The 17690-nt window shown below is 55.0% G+C and carries 17 protein-coding genes; 3 read left to right on the top strand and 14 right to left on the bottom strand.

Annotation, left to right across the window (positions count from 1 at the left end; all coding sequences use genetic code 11):
- The first annotated feature begins 220 nt into the window (after positions 1 to 220).
- Together ONV78_RS09330 and ONV78_RS09335 are read left to right on the top strand one after the other, a co-directional pair.
- Complete coding sequence (locus ONV78_RS09330; RefSeq protein ID WP_279502811.1) at positions 221 to 1147, top strand: alpha/beta hydrolase; 927 nt, start codon at positions 221 to 223, stop codon at positions 1145 to 1147.
- A 111-nt stretch (positions 1148 to 1258) separates the two neighbouring features.
- Entirely contained in the window at positions 1259 to 1738 is a 480-nt protein-coding gene (locus ONV78_RS09335) for a MaoC/PaaZ C-terminal domain-containing protein (protein WP_216735549.1), read from the top strand.
- Between the two features lie 98 nt (positions 1739 to 1836).
- On the opposite strand, the gene ONV78_RS09340 is transcribed toward ONV78_RS09335, so the two are convergent.
- From ONV78_RS09340 to ONV78_RS09390, 11 genes are all read right to left on the bottom strand, one after another.
- A complete protein-coding gene (locus ONV78_RS09340) occupies positions 1837 to 2838 on the bottom strand; it encodes an AgmX/PglI C-terminal domain-containing protein (protein WP_279502813.1) in 1002 nt (333 codons plus the stop codon).
- Position 2839: 1 nt separating this feature from the next.
- Complete coding sequence (locus ONV78_RS09345) at positions 2840 to 3337, bottom strand: biopolymer transporter ExbD (protein WP_127971618.1); 498 nt, start codon at positions 3335 to 3337, stop codon at positions 2840 to 2842.
- Complete coding sequence (locus tag ONV78_RS09350) at positions 3334 to 3846, bottom strand: biopolymer transporter ExbD (protein ID WP_279502816.1); 513 nt, start codon at positions 3844 to 3846, stop codon at positions 3334 to 3336. The genes ONV78_RS09345 and ONV78_RS09350 overlap by 4 nt, the downstream gene beginning before the upstream one ends.
- Before the next feature lie 9 nt (positions 3847 to 3855).
- A complete protein-coding gene (locus ONV78_RS09355) occupies positions 3856 to 4524 on the bottom strand; it encodes a MotA/TolQ/ExbB proton channel family protein (protein WP_127971622.1) in 669 nt (222 codons plus the stop codon).
- 29 nt (positions 4525 to 4553) lie between these two features.
- Positions 4554 to 4835, bottom strand: coding sequence for a hypothetical protein (locus tag ONV78_RS09360; RefSeq protein WP_011396488.1), 282 nt, complete (start codon positions 4833 to 4835; stop codon positions 4554 to 4556).
- A gap of 11 nt (positions 4836 to 4846) precedes the next feature.
- Positions 4847 to 5440, bottom strand: a complete 594-nt coding sequence (locus ONV78_RS09365) for a tetratricopeptide repeat protein (RefSeq protein ID WP_216735545.1) — start codon at positions 5438 to 5440, stop codon at positions 4847 to 4849.
- Complete coding sequence (locus ONV78_RS09370; RefSeq protein WP_279502820.1) at positions 5418 to 8219, bottom strand: tetratricopeptide repeat protein; 2802 nt, start codon at positions 8217 to 8219, stop codon at positions 5418 to 5420. Before ONV78_RS09370 ends, ONV78_RS09365 begins: the two co-directional genes overlap by 23 nt.
- Positions 8216 to 9970 carry a hypothetical protein gene (locus ONV78_RS09375; protein ID WP_279502823.1) on the bottom strand — a complete coding sequence of 585 codons (1755 nt, stop codon included), beginning with the start codon at positions 9968 to 9970 and terminating at the stop codon, positions 8216 to 8218. Before ONV78_RS09375 ends, ONV78_RS09370 begins: the two co-directional genes overlap by 4 nt.
- Positions 9971 to 9995: 25 nt before the next feature.
- A complete protein-coding gene (locus tag ONV78_RS09380) occupies positions 9996 to 10520 on the bottom strand; it encodes a hypothetical protein (RefSeq protein ID WP_216735542.1) in 525 nt (174 codons plus the stop codon).
- 252 nt (positions 10521 to 10772) lie between these two features.
- The gene (locus ONV78_RS09385) at positions 10773 to 11951 is read right to left on the bottom strand and encodes a VWA domain-containing protein (RefSeq protein ID WP_216735541.1); all 1179 of its coding nucleotides are present in this window, start codon (positions 11949 to 11951) and stop codon (positions 10773 to 10775) included.
- A gap of 54 nt (positions 11952 to 12005) precedes the next feature.
- Positions 12006 to 12848 (bottom strand): MoxR family ATPase, encoded by an 843-nt coding sequence (locus tag ONV78_RS09390; protein ID WP_127971634.1) that lies wholly within the window; start codon positions 12846 to 12848, stop codon positions 12006 to 12008.
- 163 nt (positions 12849 to 13011) lie between these two features.
- Here ONV78_RS09390 and cysK point away from each other — a divergent pair, with 163 nt between their 5' ends.
- Positions 13012 to 13977: a cysteine synthase A gene (cysK, locus tag ONV78_RS09395; RefSeq protein ID WP_216735540.1), complete on the top strand. Its 966-nt coding sequence runs from the start codon at positions 13012 to 13014 to the stop codon at positions 13975 to 13977.
- 65 nt (positions 13978 to 14042) lie between these two features.
- Here the strand turns inward: cysK and ONV78_RS09400 are convergent, their stop codons facing one another.
- From ONV78_RS09400 to ONV78_RS09410, 3 genes are all read right to left on the bottom strand, one after another.
- A complete protein-coding gene (locus ONV78_RS09400; RefSeq protein ID WP_279502827.1) occupies positions 14043 to 14846 on the bottom strand; it encodes a class II glutamine amidotransferase in 804 nt (267 codons plus the stop codon).
- Between the two features lie 13 nt (positions 14847 to 14859).
- Complete coding sequence (locus tag ONV78_RS09405) at positions 14860 to 17106, bottom strand: VWA domain-containing protein (RefSeq protein WP_279502829.1); 2247 nt, start codon at positions 17104 to 17106, stop codon at positions 14860 to 14862.
- Between the two features lie 202 nt (positions 17107 to 17308).
- On the bottom strand, positions 17309 to 17680 hold the full coding sequence (locus ONV78_RS09410; protein ID WP_279502831.1) for a hypothetical protein: 372 nt from the start codon (positions 17678 to 17680) through the stop codon (positions 17309 to 17311).
- Positions 17681 to 17690 lie beyond the last annotated feature (10 nt).

Consider the following 17690-nt stretch of genomic DNA (forward strand, 5'->3'; position numbering starts at 1 on the left):
ATAGTGGGCTCGTTTTTTATAGTGCGCGATAGAATAGCAGCTTTATTTTGGCTTATGTAGACAAAAGTCTTACTTAATTATCGGAGTTTCCCTGGTTTCCCTGGGACAATGCAGAGCGGAAATACCGCGACAATAATCGTTGACGCTGATACTTACGGTAGCTAAATTGTTGCGAATCAGCGGATAAAACACCAATAAAATCCAATAAATAGCAAACATCATGCGCAACCTGGAAGATTTCCTGACCAGCACGGACGGCCATAAAATCGGGTACTACAGATGGATACCGGACTCCCCCGTCATACGCGGCGTTATTCAGATTTCCCACGGCATGGCGGAGCACGCCGGACGCTACCGAAATCTGGCTGAGCACTTCTGCGCCCAGGGCTACGCGGTCGTCGCGCATGATCACCGCGGTCATGGCCGCTCTATCGCCAACGGCCAGACCGGTCATTACGCTGATCGCGACGGCTGGGACAAAGTCGCCGCAGACCTGCTGTTTATGGCCAACCAGATAAAAAGCTGGCATCCAGACGTTCCGCATTTTCTCTTCGCCCACAGCATGGGGTCTTTTATCAGTCTGCAATGCCTGATCGCGCACCGCCCGCCCTTTCATGGCGTTATTCTTTCTGGCAGCAATTATGGCGCGCCCTTGAAATATCTTGCGGCGGCGGCCATCGCCAGGGCGGAAAAGCTACGCCTGGGCGCGCGCAGCGCCAGTCGCCTGCTGGATCAGCTTTCATTCGGCTCATTCAATCATCGCTTCGCTCCTAATCGTACGGAATTCGACTGGCTTTCTCGCGACCCCGCCGAAGTGGACAACTACATCAAGGACCCATGGTGCGGCTTCATCTGCACCACCGCCACCTGGATCGCGATGCTGGATGGTCTGCGGCGCATTTTCACGTCCGCCAGCTTCTCCCGCATCAACCCCAATCTGCCTATTTATCTGATCTCGGGAGATAAAGATCCGGTTGGAGAGTTCGGCAAGGGGGTAAAAAGACTGGAGCGCCACTTACGCGAGGCAGGCGTACGCGACCTTAGCTGCACGCTCTACCCCGACGGACGCCATGAAATGCTCAACGAGATCAATCGCCAGCAAGTGCTGAACGACCTGTCCTCATGGGTGACCGCGCACACTCCGTAACAGACGCGTTAGAGAAATATGGATTACACTAATATATAAAGGAAAGTTAATCCCTGCGTCGCCACTCTCCGGCGTGCGTTGTCAGCAACCCAATCAAGTTATCAGTTCACTATGGACGCGCTAGAAAACATTACCTACGACGAACTTCATGTGGGCGACTCCGCCACTTACACCCGTACACTGACAGAGCAGGAAATCGTTCTGTTCGCCGCCGTTTCCGGTGATATCAATCCGGTGCATCTGGACGCCGAGTACGCGCAGTCCACCGTATTCAAGGAGAGAATCGGCCACGGCATGTGGTCCGGCGCATTGATTTCAGCGGCTTTGGCCACCGTTATTCCGGGCCCCGGCACCATTTACCTGGAACAGCACCTGAGCTTCAAGCGTCCGGTAAAGTTAAACGATGTCCTGACGGTCACCCTCACAGTAACGGAAAAGCTGTCGAAGAAACGGGTGGTTCTGGATTGCGCCATTCACAATCAAAATGGCGTATTGGTAGTGGAAGGTCAGGCGAAGGTCATCGCCCCAGATGAGAAAATTTCACTGGAAAGGCCCACACTACCGGCTATATCCATCAGCGGCGAACAGTGATTCGCTAATTAAGAGCGACCGGCTTCATCAAGTCCGCCGCTCAATTTTCTCCATAAAAAAAGCGCCCACTCAGGGGCGCTTTTTTGTTTTGCTCAGGCTTACAGCAAGTCAATGGGATATCTGATCGCCTGTTTGCTGGCGTTGGATTTGGCGCCGAAGTTCAGCAGCCTTAAACGAGCGCAAATCTTCTTCTCGAAGTCAGGATTATTCAGATTACTTTCCACGATCTTGCATTGCGATACACTGCCGTTCGCTTCCACCATCAATTCAGGCACCAGAGTCCCTTTCAAAGTAGGGTCCTGACGACGGGCCCGCTGATGGATGGACGCCAATGCGCCCTTGGCGCTGTCGAACACCTTCCTGATTTCTTCCAGCGTGCGCGTTGCGCTACGCTGATTGCCAGAACCGGAACCAGACGTTTTCTTGCTGGTGGAACCACCTCCGCCCGGCTGGGCTTTTTCCTGCACTTCCGTCACCTTACGCGAAGCCAGCGCCACCTGTTGGGTAGACTTATCCAGCTTGTTGGCGTCCACTCCCCCACTCCCTGAAGTGGAAACATTGTTCACCAACTTATCCGACGCCTTCTTGCTGATCGGAGTCGCCGTATACAGTGGCTGGTCTGACGCATCCGCCGTGTCCGCCAGCGCTCTCATATCGGAGAGCTGATCGCTCAGCGCCAACAAACCAGAGCTTTGTGCTTTCTCGCGCGCCTGATCTACCGTCTGCTGCTTGGGTTGCTCCGCCTTCGGCGTCACCTTTCTCTCAGGTTTCGGCTCAGGCTTGGGCTGTGGTTTCGGTTCTGGCTTTGGCTCGGGTTTCGGCTTGGGCTCTTCTTTCTTCTCTTCCTTTTTCTCCGGCTTCGGTTCCGGCTTTTTGATTTCCGGTTTTGGCAGTTCCCGTTTTTCAATCACTACCCGCGCCAGCTGGGGAGGCAACGCCTCCAACTCTTCACGGGACTTCTCAGGCAAATCAACCAACGGGATAATCACGCCCGCCACCAGCATAACCAACATGGCGAACGCGAGAATCAGAAAGAAACGATCTCGCTCCCTAGCGTCAACGTTCCACGGCAAAGGAGAGCCGGCGCGTGCTTTCACCATGCTAGGCCTCCTTCTCGGTAGTGCGTCTTACCGCCAGTGAGATACTGCTGTAGCCCGCTTCCACACAGGTGGACATGATTTTCTTCAACAACTTATAGGGCAGCTCTTTATCCGCCATGATGGTGATTGGTCTGCCTTCAGGCGGCGCCGGCGTGTTGACGCGAGACACCTGATAGTCCAATTCCAGCTTGAGTCCGTTAATCAACAACGGAGCCTGATTAACAGCGGCGGCGACCTTACTGACCACTCTGCCGCCGACAATAATGTCGTCATCCGTCACCGTGACGGTCAACTGATCAGTGGGCGGCTGGTCGGCAATGGACACGGGCAACTCTACAGCGCTGTTTTGCTGCAGCACCTGCACATCGGATGAATTCACCATCAGGAAGAACACCAGAATAGTGAATATATCCATCAGCGACACCAGATTCAGCGACGCTGTTTTATGCATTCTTCGGTAATGGCGTTGATAACGCTTGGCGCGGCCTGACTGCTTCATTGCGCGCCTCCCGCCGGAATGATCTCGGGCGCATCTGCAATGGAGATATCCGGGAACAACTCCGCGTTAACCACACTGCCCGCCACAACGGCTTTGTAGGAGCGCACCTTGTCCATCACACTAACCAGTGTTTGATAGGACGTGCTTTCCTGAGGCAGGAGGGTAATGTCTTTTTTAGTTGGAAGCCGAGCCTTGATGTCCTGCATAGCCAATGCGAGCGTCTTATAATCGTGCTCGCCACCCGCCTGTTTCGGGATCTGCATAAGGACCCCGGCCTTATTGTCCGCAATCACCAACTGCTCTTCCAGAATCATGACCTGCAATTGTCTCTGGTCTTGATTGTCTTGAGCGGAGTTGGCGGCGGACTCAGGGAAGTTCAGGTTCAGAACGCTGGTTTGAGAGAACACCAGATTGATCAGCAGCACCGGCACCAGGACGATCATGAGATTCATGAACGCCGTGATGTCCAGGTCAGCGACAGCCTCCGGACGACGGTGTTTACGACGCATCGGTCTGTCCTATGTTCTTTCTGGTGCGGCTTTCGCTACCGGGGCGGCCTGGGCTGGTTTCTCCGAAATCAGGTTCATGATCTTGATGCCAGCCATTTCAAAACTATCCACGATTTCGTTGGTTTTGGTTTGCAGGATGGCGTGCACCAGCAGTAAAGGAATCGCCGCGATCAAGCCGAATGCGGTGGTGTTCATCGCCACCGAAATACTCTTCGACAACAAGTTGGCCTTCTCCGCGGGGTCCGCGTTGGCGACCGCGGTAAAGGCGGCGATCAGACCGATGATGGTCCCCAAGAGTCCCAACAACGTGGAGACGTTGGCGAGCGTCGCCAGATATTGCGTACGCTTTTCCAGACGAGGCAGAACTTCCATCAACCCCTCTTCCATCGCGTATTCAATCTGATCCCGCGGCTGACGGTTCAGCAAACGGGTCAAACCCGCTTCCACGATGGTGGACATGGCGGTCTTGGATTGTTTGGCCTGCTTCAGCGCGTTGAGGTAATCCTTGCGCCCGATCATCATGATCAGTTTGTTGAAGTCCGCGCGGTTGCTCAACTTGGCGACGCTGAGATAGATATATCGTTCAACAGCGATTGCTACGCCGATCACGAGGACAATGGCGATGGGATACATGAAAACACCACCATCTTGAAAAAAGCGAACGACAGTCTCGAACATATCGCGCTGACTCCTTAATCACTTCTAGGTTATTGCTGGTCTAAATCGCCTATCTTAAGGTTTTTACGATAGTACAGACTTTGCCGAAACGCCTGTCTATCTAGCGGTCTGAGCGCGCCGTCCAATTCTTTTTCCGGCTCCGGAACTTCAATCGCCGGACTATCCGGCGTTCCCCAGGGCACCAGGTACAAGACTTTAGGTTGCTCCTGCTCGCCTCTCAACGCCGTTCCTTCGAGCTCGATCAACTCAGCCGCAAAACCTGCGTTACTGTAGAGACCGCAGAGGCATAAGGCAAGTATTTGAAATCTCATACCTTCTCCGCCTATTGGATACGCCGCTCAAGGTCGGCGATCCACATCGCCACTTGCTCGTCGGGAGCGGATCGAAGTTCCTGGCAGCGCTGGTAATGCTCCAACGCCCGCACGTAATCACCCAGATACATGTCGTAAAGTATAGCTATATTACGATGATAAACCGGCTCATTCGGCTCCGCCTTCAGCGCTCTTTCATAAAACGCCAAGGCATTCTCAAAATCACCCTCCTCCCGCGCTAAAACTGCCAACTGATTCAAAGCTCTGGCGTCTTTGGGGTTTACATCCAGCGCCTGAGCGTACCATGTCCTGGCGGACGGCAGATCGCCCTGCTTTTCCGCAATGACTCCCAGATTGAAATAAGGCGCGCTGAGACCCGGTTTATCGGCAATGACCTGCTTGAACAAATTCTCCGCCAAAGCGACCTGATTATTGTTTAACGCCGCCAGCGCCTGATCGTACTTCATCTGAGCCTGTTCTCCGGCAGGAGAGATATCAGCGGCAGCGTCCTTGCGCATCGGCGAACCAGCGCAACCAACCAGCAACAAGGCCGCCGTTAGCGCCAAACCTGTAACGCCGTGTTTATTGCAACGTTTGCGCGACATCCACCTTTACCTCTTGCTTGTCATATCTGGCGGGCATAATTTCCCGCAACGCCAGATAGCTTTTCTTAACCCACTCGTCGTAAACCCCTTGCTGGGTCCGGCTTGCATTGAGCTCGAGAAACTCAATGGCTTTTTCTTCAAAGGGAAACGCCTGTTCCTCCAACAGCAGGCTGTATTGCTCCCGCTCCAGATCACTCAGATTACCGGGGCGATTGGATTCCATAATGTCTCTACCCAACTGGCGATACACTTCGCCCATCATGTAAGTCGCCGCAGTGGCGTATTCGCTCACGCCATAACCGTTGATGCGATTGAGGCGTTGCATGACTTTTTTCAGCGCAGCTTGCTTGGCCGCCAACGACTTGCTCAACGGCAAGGTCAGGCGCACGTCGTCAAACGCCGCCTTTTCTTTTTGCGCCAGCGTCCAGCTGGCTTCCGCCGCCAAAGATCGACTCGCGGGAGTCCGATCTGCGCCGCCGCTCTCCTCAAACTGAATCAACTTCTCGCGCCATTGATCCGCTTGTTGCATCTGCGCGCTCTGGGAGTAGTAATCAATTAATGCGTCCCGCACCTGGATAGCGGTCTCGAACGGAGCCGGAAACTCGTTCGCATATTGCAGGTACACCTTGGCCGCCTGCTGCTCCCGACCCGCGTTTTCCATCAATTCCGCCGCCTGCAACAGCGCCTTGCGCTTACGTTCAGCGTCTTTTTCGCCCGCAGCGATACGCAGCAACTCATCCGCAGCGGATTCTGGACGCTGATGCTGTTGATAGGCGTAGACCAGTTTCTCGCCAATACCCGTCGTCAGCTTGTGGTCGGGATAGCGCTGACGGAAGTCATTCAACAGAGCAATGGCCTCTTTCCAGCGTCCAAGGTCAATCGCGCGCATGCCCGCATCGTACTGGGCGCTGACGCGCACCTGGGATTCCGGCGCTTCGTCGATGACTCTCTTGTATTCAATAAACGCCGCGGAGACCTCTCCACGCGCTTCCGCCTGCTCGCCCTGGCTGTAAATGCTGGCGGCGAAATTCTCCATCAGCACGTCATAATCCGGCGCCTTGCGGGAGCGCAACGACAGCGCCTGCCGGTAGGCGTGCTCGGAGTCCTGATATTGGCTCAATGCAAAAGCGGAGTGACCGGCGACGGTCCATGCCGCATTACGGGTCGCCTTATCATCTGTAAAAGAAGCCGTCTGGGTAGCGGCATCCAGGGCTGCGCCGTACTGCTCCATGGCGTAGAGTTCATTCGCCGCAAACAACAGGCTTTCTGTCGCGCGAGTATCCCGGGGGAAAGTTTTTGCAAACCGCAGCAGCGCATCCACACGGCGGCTGCGCAATGTAGCGTCTTCCTGATTAGCGTCCACTGCTTTGCTCAAAGCGTTAACGCCGGCATAGGCCGCCTCATGACGTTGAGGAAAGTCAGGATAGAAATAGCCCGCCTTGTCATAAGCCCGCACCGCAAGCTCCCATTCCTCCAGCAGAAAATACGCTTCGCCCTGCAAGTAAAGCGCTTCAGCGGTTTTCCCTTCGGAGGGAAAGATCTCCTCCATACCGTCAAAATACGCCACCGCGTTCTGCAGGTGCGTACGACGCTCCACCCCTGCCGCCTTCAAACCGAGGGAGTATTCTCTTTGCCCCAAATCATCCAGATATTGATAGAGAGAAGGACGCAGGCGGGTTTTGGCGGTCTCTTGTTGAGATGTCCAATAGTTCGACGACAGCCCCAGCTCTCGGGTGAAACGGGCTTTCTCCTCCCATGCCAGCGAAGGCAGGCCGCCCTGGTCGTAAGCGGCGATAATGCGGTCATGGAAGTCACTGCGATCCGTGGCCGCCGGATAGGCGGCGATATAAGCCTGCGCGCTGGCGGCGGCGTCCTGATAGCGCTCGCGCTGCAGGTAGTAGTCGTATAGCGCCGCATACAGTTTAGGCGCCAAGGTACGATAATCGCCCAGCGCAATAGCCGCTTTCAGCGTTTCCGGCCCTTTACCGTAGCTGGCCATGATGCTGACGATGCGCAGGGCGTCATCCCCCGCTTCACGGACGCCAGGCGCCATCTGTCCTGCAGGAGCGGAATTGGACTCCAAGTGAGACAACACTTGCAAAAAAGTCTGCAATGACGCGCTGAAGTTTTCCTGTTTAAACTGGGTCCAGCCCAACATGTAGCGGGCCTTGGAAGCCAGGTCGCCATCGCCGCGATCCGCCAGCACACGGCTGTATGCGGATTGCGCTTTGATATATTCGCCAGCGCTGTAGCGTAACTCGCCAATGCGGAACCACGCCTCTGTCGTATAAGTTGAGCGCGGATACTGTCCTACCAATCGCTCCAGACTGGTCAGCGCTTTGTCGGTACGCCCCAGCATGCCGCAGGCGCGCGCCAACTGATAAAGAATACGATCGTTGTCTTTGTCCCCCGGTTGACGCTGCAACAAGGCTTCGTAGCTCTCTATCGCGATACTCCATATTTCGTCGTCGATCAGCCCCTGGGGTTTGGCGTCGTAGAACAGCTCTTCCAGGTTGATCAGCCGATGCAGCGCCTTGATGCGCACTTCCGGATCGGAGGCTTCGCGGATCAGGCGACTGTATCGCAACGCCACCTCATTCAAAGGCGTTCGCGGCGCTACCCGATAGCTGAAGTCGATATAGGCGGGTTTCAGTTCGCCGATAGTCTTGTCCGCCTCGTCCTTCTCCACGATGACGATCGGCGCCAGCGTGTCCGCCAGCGCTCGCAAAGGAATAAATCCAAGAAGACTCACACTGAGCGCCAGGGCCGCAGCTCTCATAACGCCCCCTCTCCGGCTGTCGCCGCATCTGGCGCAACAGGCTGCTTCTTACGCAGCTCCGCCACAGCCAAATCGTCATACAAATTCACCAACGCCAATTGGCTACGCACGTGATAGCCGTCTATTTCACGCCAGTGCTGCTGCAACAACTTGACCGCCAGTTGTGACAGTTTCTTATCATAATCGTTGATTTTCCCCGCCAGTTCTCGCTGCATGCCGGAGAACTCTGTTTGCAGAGTTTCAACTTTGCGTAGTTGCGCCTTGTAGAGATCGCCGCCCTGGCGCAGGCCGCCCTGAACACTGACAAAATTATCCTTGAGTTGATTTAACTTTTCGTCCAGCTCGCGCAACGCCAGCAGTTGCAACGCCTTTTGATCGTCGGAAGCCTGGGCGGCGGACTTGGCCAGCGCATTGCGTTCCGACACCAGTTGATTGAGTTGTTGCGGACGCATTTTTGCAAGCGCTCCAGCGGCGTCCTGCTTCGCCTGATGCGCGCGGCGCTCCAGGGCTGCGGAGAAGATCTCCATGCGTTGCGCGCCATTTTGCAGCGACTGCAGTAAACCGTGCATTTGCAGCAATTCTTTGGCGAAGGGAAAGAAATCAGGCTTATCCATCAAATAATGAACAAAGGCGATCTTTGGCGTATTGGTGAGCAGATCCGTGGCCAGATACCATTCCACTTCGCCGTTCTGCAATGGCGCCTGCAACAGCAAGTCCAACACGCCTTTAGCGTTGATTTCGGTCACGACCTCATCAACCTGACGCTTTTCTTTCTCATACACGGCGATGGCTTCCAGGTATGCGTCAATGGCGGTGGCGCGCAGCTTTTCCTGCTCATAACCATAGGCGATGGCCTGGAAGGTCTCCGCAACGCCGGAAGACGTGAGGGCGAATTTTTTGGCCCGATGCCAGGATTGAATAGCCGTGCGATAACGCCCCAGTCCCGCGAACGCCATACCGTAGTCATAGATCGCCGCCGGCGCTCCCGGACCGGAAGCATGGACGTTTTTCAGGAACGGCAGGGCTTTGTTGTAATCCTTGTCCAGAAGCGCGATATGTCCCGCCGCCAACAGGACGCGATCACTCAACTCGCGCCCTTCATAACTGTCATCAGCCATGGCTGCAGCGACGCGAAGCGCGACCAACGCGCGAGAAGAATCAGGATCATCCGCGGCGTAATTCACTCCCAGGTTATAATAGCCATGCGCAGCCCACAGACTGCCCTGGGAGGCCTCACCAAGAACCTTGGCCGCCTCCTGCGGGCGCCGCAGTTGCAGGTAGCTGTTCGCCATATAGTAGAGGGCTTCGTCTTTGCGATCCCGGGCCATCCCTTTCATCGCTCCGGCGAACAACTCCACCGCCGTCCCCCATTCGCCATCGCGATAGGCGAGACGTCCTTTGATCATTTGCGCCTGCTGTTTGACCTCGGGTTCTCTAGCGGTAAATTGTAAATGCTCCAGGAGCGACTCCGCATTACGCCGCATACCGAACTCCAGACCGGATTCGATGGCGAGAATATGGTTCAGGTTATGATATTGATTATCCACATGATTGGAGCCAAGGTGCTCGTTCTCCAACAGCACCAGGGATTGTAGAAAGTCATTCGTGTAGTAGTGAAACAGAGCTTCCCGGTGCAGTAATTCGTCGGCGGCTTCTTGCGCCCGCACAGCGCCGGCGAGCATGCACAGAGCATTCAGAATCAGCAGCAGGACGGACATTCGATGCATGGTTGGCGTTACATCCCCTTTCATGACGTTCGACCGTAATCAGCAGCGCCTAGCGCAGCTCTCTGATCAGAAAACGGGGCGTTCTGACGCCATCGCCCTGCACCCGCAATTCCAGGTATTTAGAGCCGTTTTCTTTATTGAAAGACAGTGTCGCCGCTTTTCTCAGGTATTTGTCGCCGGCGCTGCGTCCATTGAAAACCGCCACCGCCTTGTGCGCGCCCGCGGGCAGGTTCCCCATAAACAGACGTTGCACGCCGCCGCGCTGCAATGCCTGCAGTTCACGTGCGGAGTAGAGGTAGGTGGTCGCCATGTCGCCGTCCAGAGTGAGTTCGACGGAATCCAGCTCAAAACCGACGTTTTCATCTACGGCCAGAAAAAACACCACTTGCGTGTCGATGGGATACAGGACTTCTTCCTGCAGTTTATATAGCTCGCGGTTGAGCTCGATGACGCGCTGCTTGAGGGCCTCCATATCCCGCTCGGTCGCGGCGCTATGAGCCTGGGAGGAAATGACGAATGTCAGTATGTGCAACGCTGTGATGATTATTCTTGGAATTATTCGCAAAGCCTTCATCCTCAATACCCTTGTGAGAGCCGAACTCTCGGGTGAACGCAGAAAGAGACGAAAGCCATGGTAGCACCGGGTCGCCGGCGATAGTGTGAACTCGATTCACCAAACTACACAAATGTTTACAAAACGAGACATAGTTAGCGTTCGCCACTGATGCCTGATTCGCCAGCGCAGCGCAATAAGGTAAGCAATAGAAGAGAAAGTAATGAAAGAAGCGCCGTCCAGCGACGGCGCTTAGAAAAGATCTTGAGGGAGCTACTTACTCAGGTACTTCATACCCTGCTCCAACCCATCAATGGTGAGCGGATACATATGCTGGTTAACCAACTGGCGGGTGATTTCCAACGAACCGCCCATACCCCAATAGTCTTTGGGATAGGGATTCAGCCAGATCACCTTGTCGAACTTATCCGTCACCCGTTGCATCCAGACCGCCCCGGCCTCTTCATTCCAATGCTCAATACTGCCGCCGGGATGGGTGATCTCATAAGGCGCCATACTGGCGTCGCCCACAAAAATCACCCGGTAATCCGATGCGTATTTATGCAGAATGTCCCAGGTTGGAATGGTTTCGCTGACGCGGCGGATATTGTTCTTCCACACGCCTTCATAAATGAAGTTGTGGAAGTAATAGTACTCCATGTGCTTGAACTCGCTGCGCGCGGCGGAGAACAGCTCCTCGCACACGCGAATATGCGGGTCCATGGAGCCTCCGATATCGAAAAACAGCAACACTTTTACAGAGTTATGGCGCTCCGGCACCATCTTGATATCCAGGTATCCGGCGTTATTGGCGGTGCTGCGGATGGTATCCGGCATGTCCAGCTCTTCCGCCGCGCCCTGACGGGCGAATTTGCGCAGACGACGCAACGCCACCTTGATATTGCGAATGCCAAGGGTGATGGAGTCGTCCAGATCTTTATAAGTACGCTGCTCCCAAACCTTCACCGCACGGCGATTGCGGGAGCCGTTCTGCCCGATGCGAATACCTTCCGGGTTATAGCCGTTCGCTCCAAATGGCGACGTGCCGCCAGTCCCAATCCATTTATTGCCCCCCTGATGACGCTCTTTCTGCTCCTCAAGCCGCTTTTTGAACGCCTCGATCAGCTCTTCCAGGCCTCCCAGGGATTCAATCTTGGCCTTTTCCTCATCGGTGAGCTGCTTTTCAAATTCCGCCCGCAGCCAATCTTCGGGGATCAGCGCCTCCAACACCGCATTCAGGTCTTCCAGTCCTTTGAAGTAGACGCCGAAAGCCTGATCGAACTTGTCGTAGTGCTTTTCATCTTTTACCAGACAGGCGCGGCTCAGGTAATAAAAGTCATCCATATCCGCAAACGCCAACCCCTGTTGCAGCGCCTCCAGCAGGTCGAGCAGCTCCCGTAAGGACGCCGGCACCTTGTTCTTGCGCAGCGTCAGGAAGAAATCAATCAACATATAAGTGTCCTCCTTTGCTCGCGGACGCAGCATTGCGTCCGCTCATTGCTGCAATCAGCCTTTTCTGCGCGTCATGAACGCCAGTTTCTGCAAAAGGTGGACATCCTGCTCGTTCTTCACCAGCGCGCCGTACAAGGGAGGAATCGCCTGACTGGGATCGTGGTTGCGCAACACATCCTCGGGGAGATTGTCCGCCATCAGCAGTTTGAGCCAGTCTATCAACTCCGATGTAGACGGTTTCTTCTTCAACCCGGGTACTTTGCGCACGTCGAAGAAAACATCCAGGGCGTCCTTCACCAGCGAACGCTGGATGCCTGGGTAATGGACGTCAATGATCGACTCCATGGTGTCTTTGTCAGGGAAGTTGATGTAGTGGAAGAAGCAGCGACGCAAGAAAGCGTCTGGCAGCTCTTTTTCGTTGTTGCTGGTGATGATGACGATAGGCCGAGTGGTCGCACGGATTCGCTCCTGCGTCTCGTAAACATAGAACTCCATCTTATCCAGCTCCAGCAACAGGTCGTTGGGGAACTCGATATCCGCTTTATCGATCTCATCGATCAGCAGTACGGACTGCTGTTCAGACTCAAACGCCTCCCACAGCTTGCCTTTCTTGATGTAATTGCGAATGTCGTGAACACGGTCGTCGCCCAGCTGGGAGTCACGCAGGCGCGAGACCGCATCGTATTCATACAATCCTTGCTGGGCCTTGGTGGTGGACTTGATATGCCATTGAATCAGGGGCGCCCCCAGGGCTTCCGCCAGCTCTTCCGCCAGCATGGTCTTGCCTGTACCGGGTTCGCCTTTGATAAGAAGCGGCCGCTGCAATCGAATGGCCGCGTTGACCGCCAGCTGCAGATCGTCAGTGGCGACATAATTCTTGGTGCCGGAAAACTTCATGTGTGAAACCTTGTAAGTTGTGTGAATGCATAATTATTAGAGGAGTTATAAGCGGATATATTACCCGAAAACATTCAAATATTTCATGCCAGCCGCTAAGCTATCTCTCACGCTCGTATTGTTATGGCCGGGGAAATCTACTTAATCTGCAAGGAGATACGTAATGAACGTCTACGAAGACAACTCCATGTCCATCGGCAACACGCCGCTGGTGAAGCTGAATCGCGTCACCAAAGGCAATGTGTTCGCCAAAATTGAAGGCCGCAACCCGGCCTACTCTGTGAAATGCCGTATCGGCGCGAACATGGTATGGGATGCGGAGAAATCCGGTCGTCTCAAGCCAGGCATGACCCTGGTTGAGCCCACCAGCGGCAACACCGGTATTGCTCTCGCCTTTGTCGCCGCCGCGCGGGGATATAAGCTGATTCTGACCATGCCCGCCACCATGAGCCTGGAGCGCCGCAAGGCGATGAAAGCGCTGGGCGCGGAAATTGTGCTGACCGAAGGCCCCAAAGGCATGAAAGGCGCGATCGAGAAGGCGTCGGAAATCGTCTCTCAGGACCCGCAGCAACACTTGATGCTGCAACAGTTCGACAACCCCGCCAACCCTGAAATTCATGAAAAGACCACCGGTCCGGAAATCTGGCGGGATCTGGAAGGCGCAATCGATGTCCTGGTCGCTGGCGTCGGCACCGGCGGCACGATTACCGGCGTCTCTCGCTACATCAAAAACACCATGGGCAAAAACATCACATCCGTGGCCGTGGAGCCCACTGCCTCCCCTGTGATCACTCAAACTATCAAAGGCCAGGAATTACAGCCCGCCCCTCACAAAATCCAGGGCATCGGCGCCGGCTTCGTACCGAAGAACCTGGATTTGGACATGGTGGATCTGGTTGAGCAAGTCACCAACGAAGAGGCCATGGAAATGGCTCATCGCCTGATGCGGGAAGAAGGCATCCTCTGCGGCATCTCCTGCGGAGCCGCGGCGGCCGTTGCGGTTCGCTTGGCGGAGCGTGACGAGTTCAAGGACAAGAATATCGTGGTTATTCTGCCGGACAGCGCAGAACGCTACCTGTCCACGGCTTTATTCGACAACTTCTTTACTGAAGCGGAAAACGTGCAGTAGTTGGACAACGCCGGCCTTCGCGCCGGCGTTTGAGCTTTTACTCGCGGGATTAACTTTCTCCGCTTTTAAGCATCAGCAGGCTTCACCGTCCCTTCTTCGTACCATCTGGCGGCGACAGCGCCATCTCGAAAAGCGATTAACTCCCCTGGGCGCATTTGTCGCCACTCTTCATCGACGGTCAGCGGCTCCGTGACAATCATGGTGACTTTGTCTGTGGGATTGGTGTGCTCTTCGAAATTCACCCGAATCTCGCCATCTTCCAAGGAAGCGCAGCCGAAGGGCGCCTGACGGGTGATCCAGTACAATTTGGTGGAGCAATACGCGAACAGATACTCCGAGTTGGTGAACAGCATGTTGAACACGCCTCTCGACGTCAGCTCCAGACAATTCCGATACAGCCTTCCGCCCAGGCATTCCAGGCTGTTGAAGTCATTACAGCCGCTGGCGACATCCTCCAGCAGCCAGCAAAACGCATGCTCGCTATCCGTCTCCCCCACCGGACGAAAACGTCCCAAAGGCAGATCCTGATAGGATTTCAGTTGTCCGTTATGCGCAAAACACCAGTAATATCCGCCCAGCTCGCGAATAAAAGGATGGGTGTTTTCCAGGCTGATGTCGCCGACATTAGCCTGCCGGATGTGGCTGATAACCGTACGGCTTTTAATGGGATACTGACTGATAAACCGCGCGATTTCTGAGGTAGCGCTGGGATTGGGATCACGGAACTCACGCAGCCCCTTGCCTTCATAAAAGGCGATGCCCCAGCCGTCTTTATGCGGGCCGGTCTGGCCGCCGCGAAACATCAGACCGGTCCAGGAAAAACAAATATCCGTCGGCGCATTCGCGCTCATTCCAAGAAGTTGGCACATGTTCAGAAGTTAACTACTTTTTGTCTTCGTCTTCCGATCCAGCGGGGAGGTCGTCAGTATCGGATATATCAAAATCTTCCAGGTTGAACTCATCATCCATATCCCTGGCTTTCTCATTGGAAGCCAGAATCTCATCGGCGAGCGACTCTGCGTCCGTATCTTCAGCGTCGAATGAACTCATGGGCGGCTCGGCCTCCTCCTCTTTTTTCGGCTCCGCTGCTTCCTCCATGCCGAATTCCATGTCGTCCGCCTCATTCATCATAGAGGGTTCTTCAGCGACATCAATAGGCTGTTCCAACTGCTCTATCTCGTCTTCCAGATCATGCCCGGACTCTTCCAGGGAAGGAACGTCATCGGAATCATCCAGCTTGGTGGTCTCTACCGGCTCTCGAACCTCCTTTTCAATACGGCGTTTGCGGTAGATCCAATAGCCGCCTCCTACCGCCAGCAACAGTAACGTGGCGCCGCTGGCTGCGATGATAATCCACAGCATGGCGTTGGAGCCCTTTTCCTCCACCTCCGCATCCTGCTGCTCCGTCGCCGCCTGATCCTGCATTTCCGGTGTAATCGGCGCTACGATGCTCTCTTCTTCAGGCTGCTTCGGAGGCTCTGGGGCTTTAACGGTTTCCTCCACCAGCGTCTCATTCATTTGTTCCACGCTGCTGTCGTTCACCAACGAGCGATATTCATTCGGCGACGCCTCCTGGCGAGGGAATTCCGCCATCACACTGTCAGGCTCGAAACGGAAAGCTGAGCCGGAACGGGTTTCCCCTTCCACCCTCAGCATGACTTCATATACGCCATCGCCCCGGGTAGCGTCGACTTCCAGCTCCCAGCGCCCCGTTTCCGGGGTAAAGGGAATGGATTTAATCAAATTACCGCCGTCCGGCCCTTTGATCTTGGCGATAATCGAGGTTTTCGCTTCGTTGATATTTGGACTGAGGGGACTAATGACAATTTTGTAGCGCGTATCCGCCCCAGCGCCGGTGGCCTCAAGATCCACCGCCATGGGCGCGTTCAGAGAGATCAGCTGCCGAGATTGCCGCTTGAATGTGCGACCATCGGCCTGCACCAGCACTTCGTACCTGCCGACTTGCTTGAGCTTGGTGATACTTTCACGAAAGACGCCATCGGCTGGAGGAGCGCCTTCTTTGGAAATACGTTTTGTACCGGATTTGTTGTCCTCTGTCCGAATGGTGACGTCCACCGCGACCAAGTCCAGAAAAGTCCGGTTTTGCACTAATTCGCCGTCTTCAAAAAAACCGATCTTGAGCTCCAGCTGGTCTCCCGCGTAGAAGTTCGCCGGCAGTGGGTCCACCACCATTTTCAGATTGCTCACGACCGTCACCCGGCTACCCGGAGCCAGCTCCGCGTCCAGCTTCCACTCCCCTTCAAGAGGCCGTTGCACGGTCACCAAATCGTAACCCGCCGCCTTGAACCACTTAACATAGTCAGGACGGTCCTTTTCAGTGAAGCGCTTGCCGGTAGGCTCGACAATGGCGGTTTCCGCATTTTCGCTGGCGCGAAACACCAGGGCGGTAAACTCTTCGATGCTGGAGTCCACATCAAATGCATTGTCTTCCAGAGGCACCTCTTCAGCCGGCGCCGCTCGCTCGAAGGCTTGCAGAAAGACGCGACTCAACTGATCAGACGTTTCCGCAATCGCGTTGATGCCATTACTGCCAATAGAAAGCCGTTGCAGCAGCATCTGATCCGCATTCTTGGATAACGCAATGGTGTGAATCTTGGCGCCGAAGCTCGCGATTCTTTTCAGCACCTGGGTCAAAACGCGATCCCGCTCCGCGACGTTTTCCCCCGGCTTTTGCGAGATATCCACCACGCCATCGGTGAGCAGAATGAAATGCGTGTTGCTGTAATCCTTACCTTCAACAAAGTCCTCGGAAGCTTTCTCCAGCGCCGCGCCGATATTGGTATATAGCGCCGTCGAGCTGATTTCCTTGGCTTTGTCCTTGGCCAGGCGACGCCAATTGGGATCAACGACCTGATGCGGCGCCAGCTCATTCACATACTGCCCGAATGTCCATACTCCCGCCGAATCGCCTACAGGCAACAGCTCCGTCACCAGATTAAGAGCCGGACGCCGCAGGTTTTTCGGGTCATTCTTTTTCATGCTGCCGGAAATATCGATGAGCACGCGCACGTCCGCAGGCGGAGGCAACTCCATCTGCGCGGAGGCGACTCGCCACAGCATCAAGCTACAACACAGGCAAACGAGAATCTGGCGGAAAAGCAATGTCATATTCGAGCGTATTCCAAGTTGGCGCAGGCGAATGAAGCCGCTCAGCAGCCGTCTCCGCTGGAAATATCGACCGCTGGCGGGCGCAGCGCGGCCGTGCCCGCGGCCATCCTTACTTCAAGTTATAGCAGGTTTTGTTGCAACAACAATAAAATACGCAGGAATTGCTTAAAAAAGCGAAGGGACTTAATTGATTTTTAAGTAATTATGTACGCCGTCTAGGCTTAGCTGGCGCGGGTTTGGCGGTAACGAAGAGCTTGCCAAGCACTACTTGCAGCGCGAACAGCAGACCGATGACGCACCAGGCGGCCAACATCAGCAGGCCGGCTTGCAAGGCGGCGTTGTCATCATGCTGGAGCCAGTTGTAGGCGGCGACAATATGGGCGGGCGCCCACAGTCCGTCTTTGGGAACGGACATCGCCGGCGTAAACAGCACCACCGCCAACAAGCTGCGCAGGAAGAGTTGCACGGGACGGGGACCACAACGATTGAACAACGGCATCATTAATGCGTATAAAGCCAGCGCCGCTAGAAGATAAGCAACCCAACCGGCGATATAACCAAAATCTGTCAGCATAATTTTCTAC

It is taken from the genome of Hahella sp. CR1 (assembly GCF_029813005.1).
Classification (GTDB): Bacteria; Pseudomonadota; Gammaproteobacteria; order Pseudomonadales; family Oleiphilaceae; genus Hahella.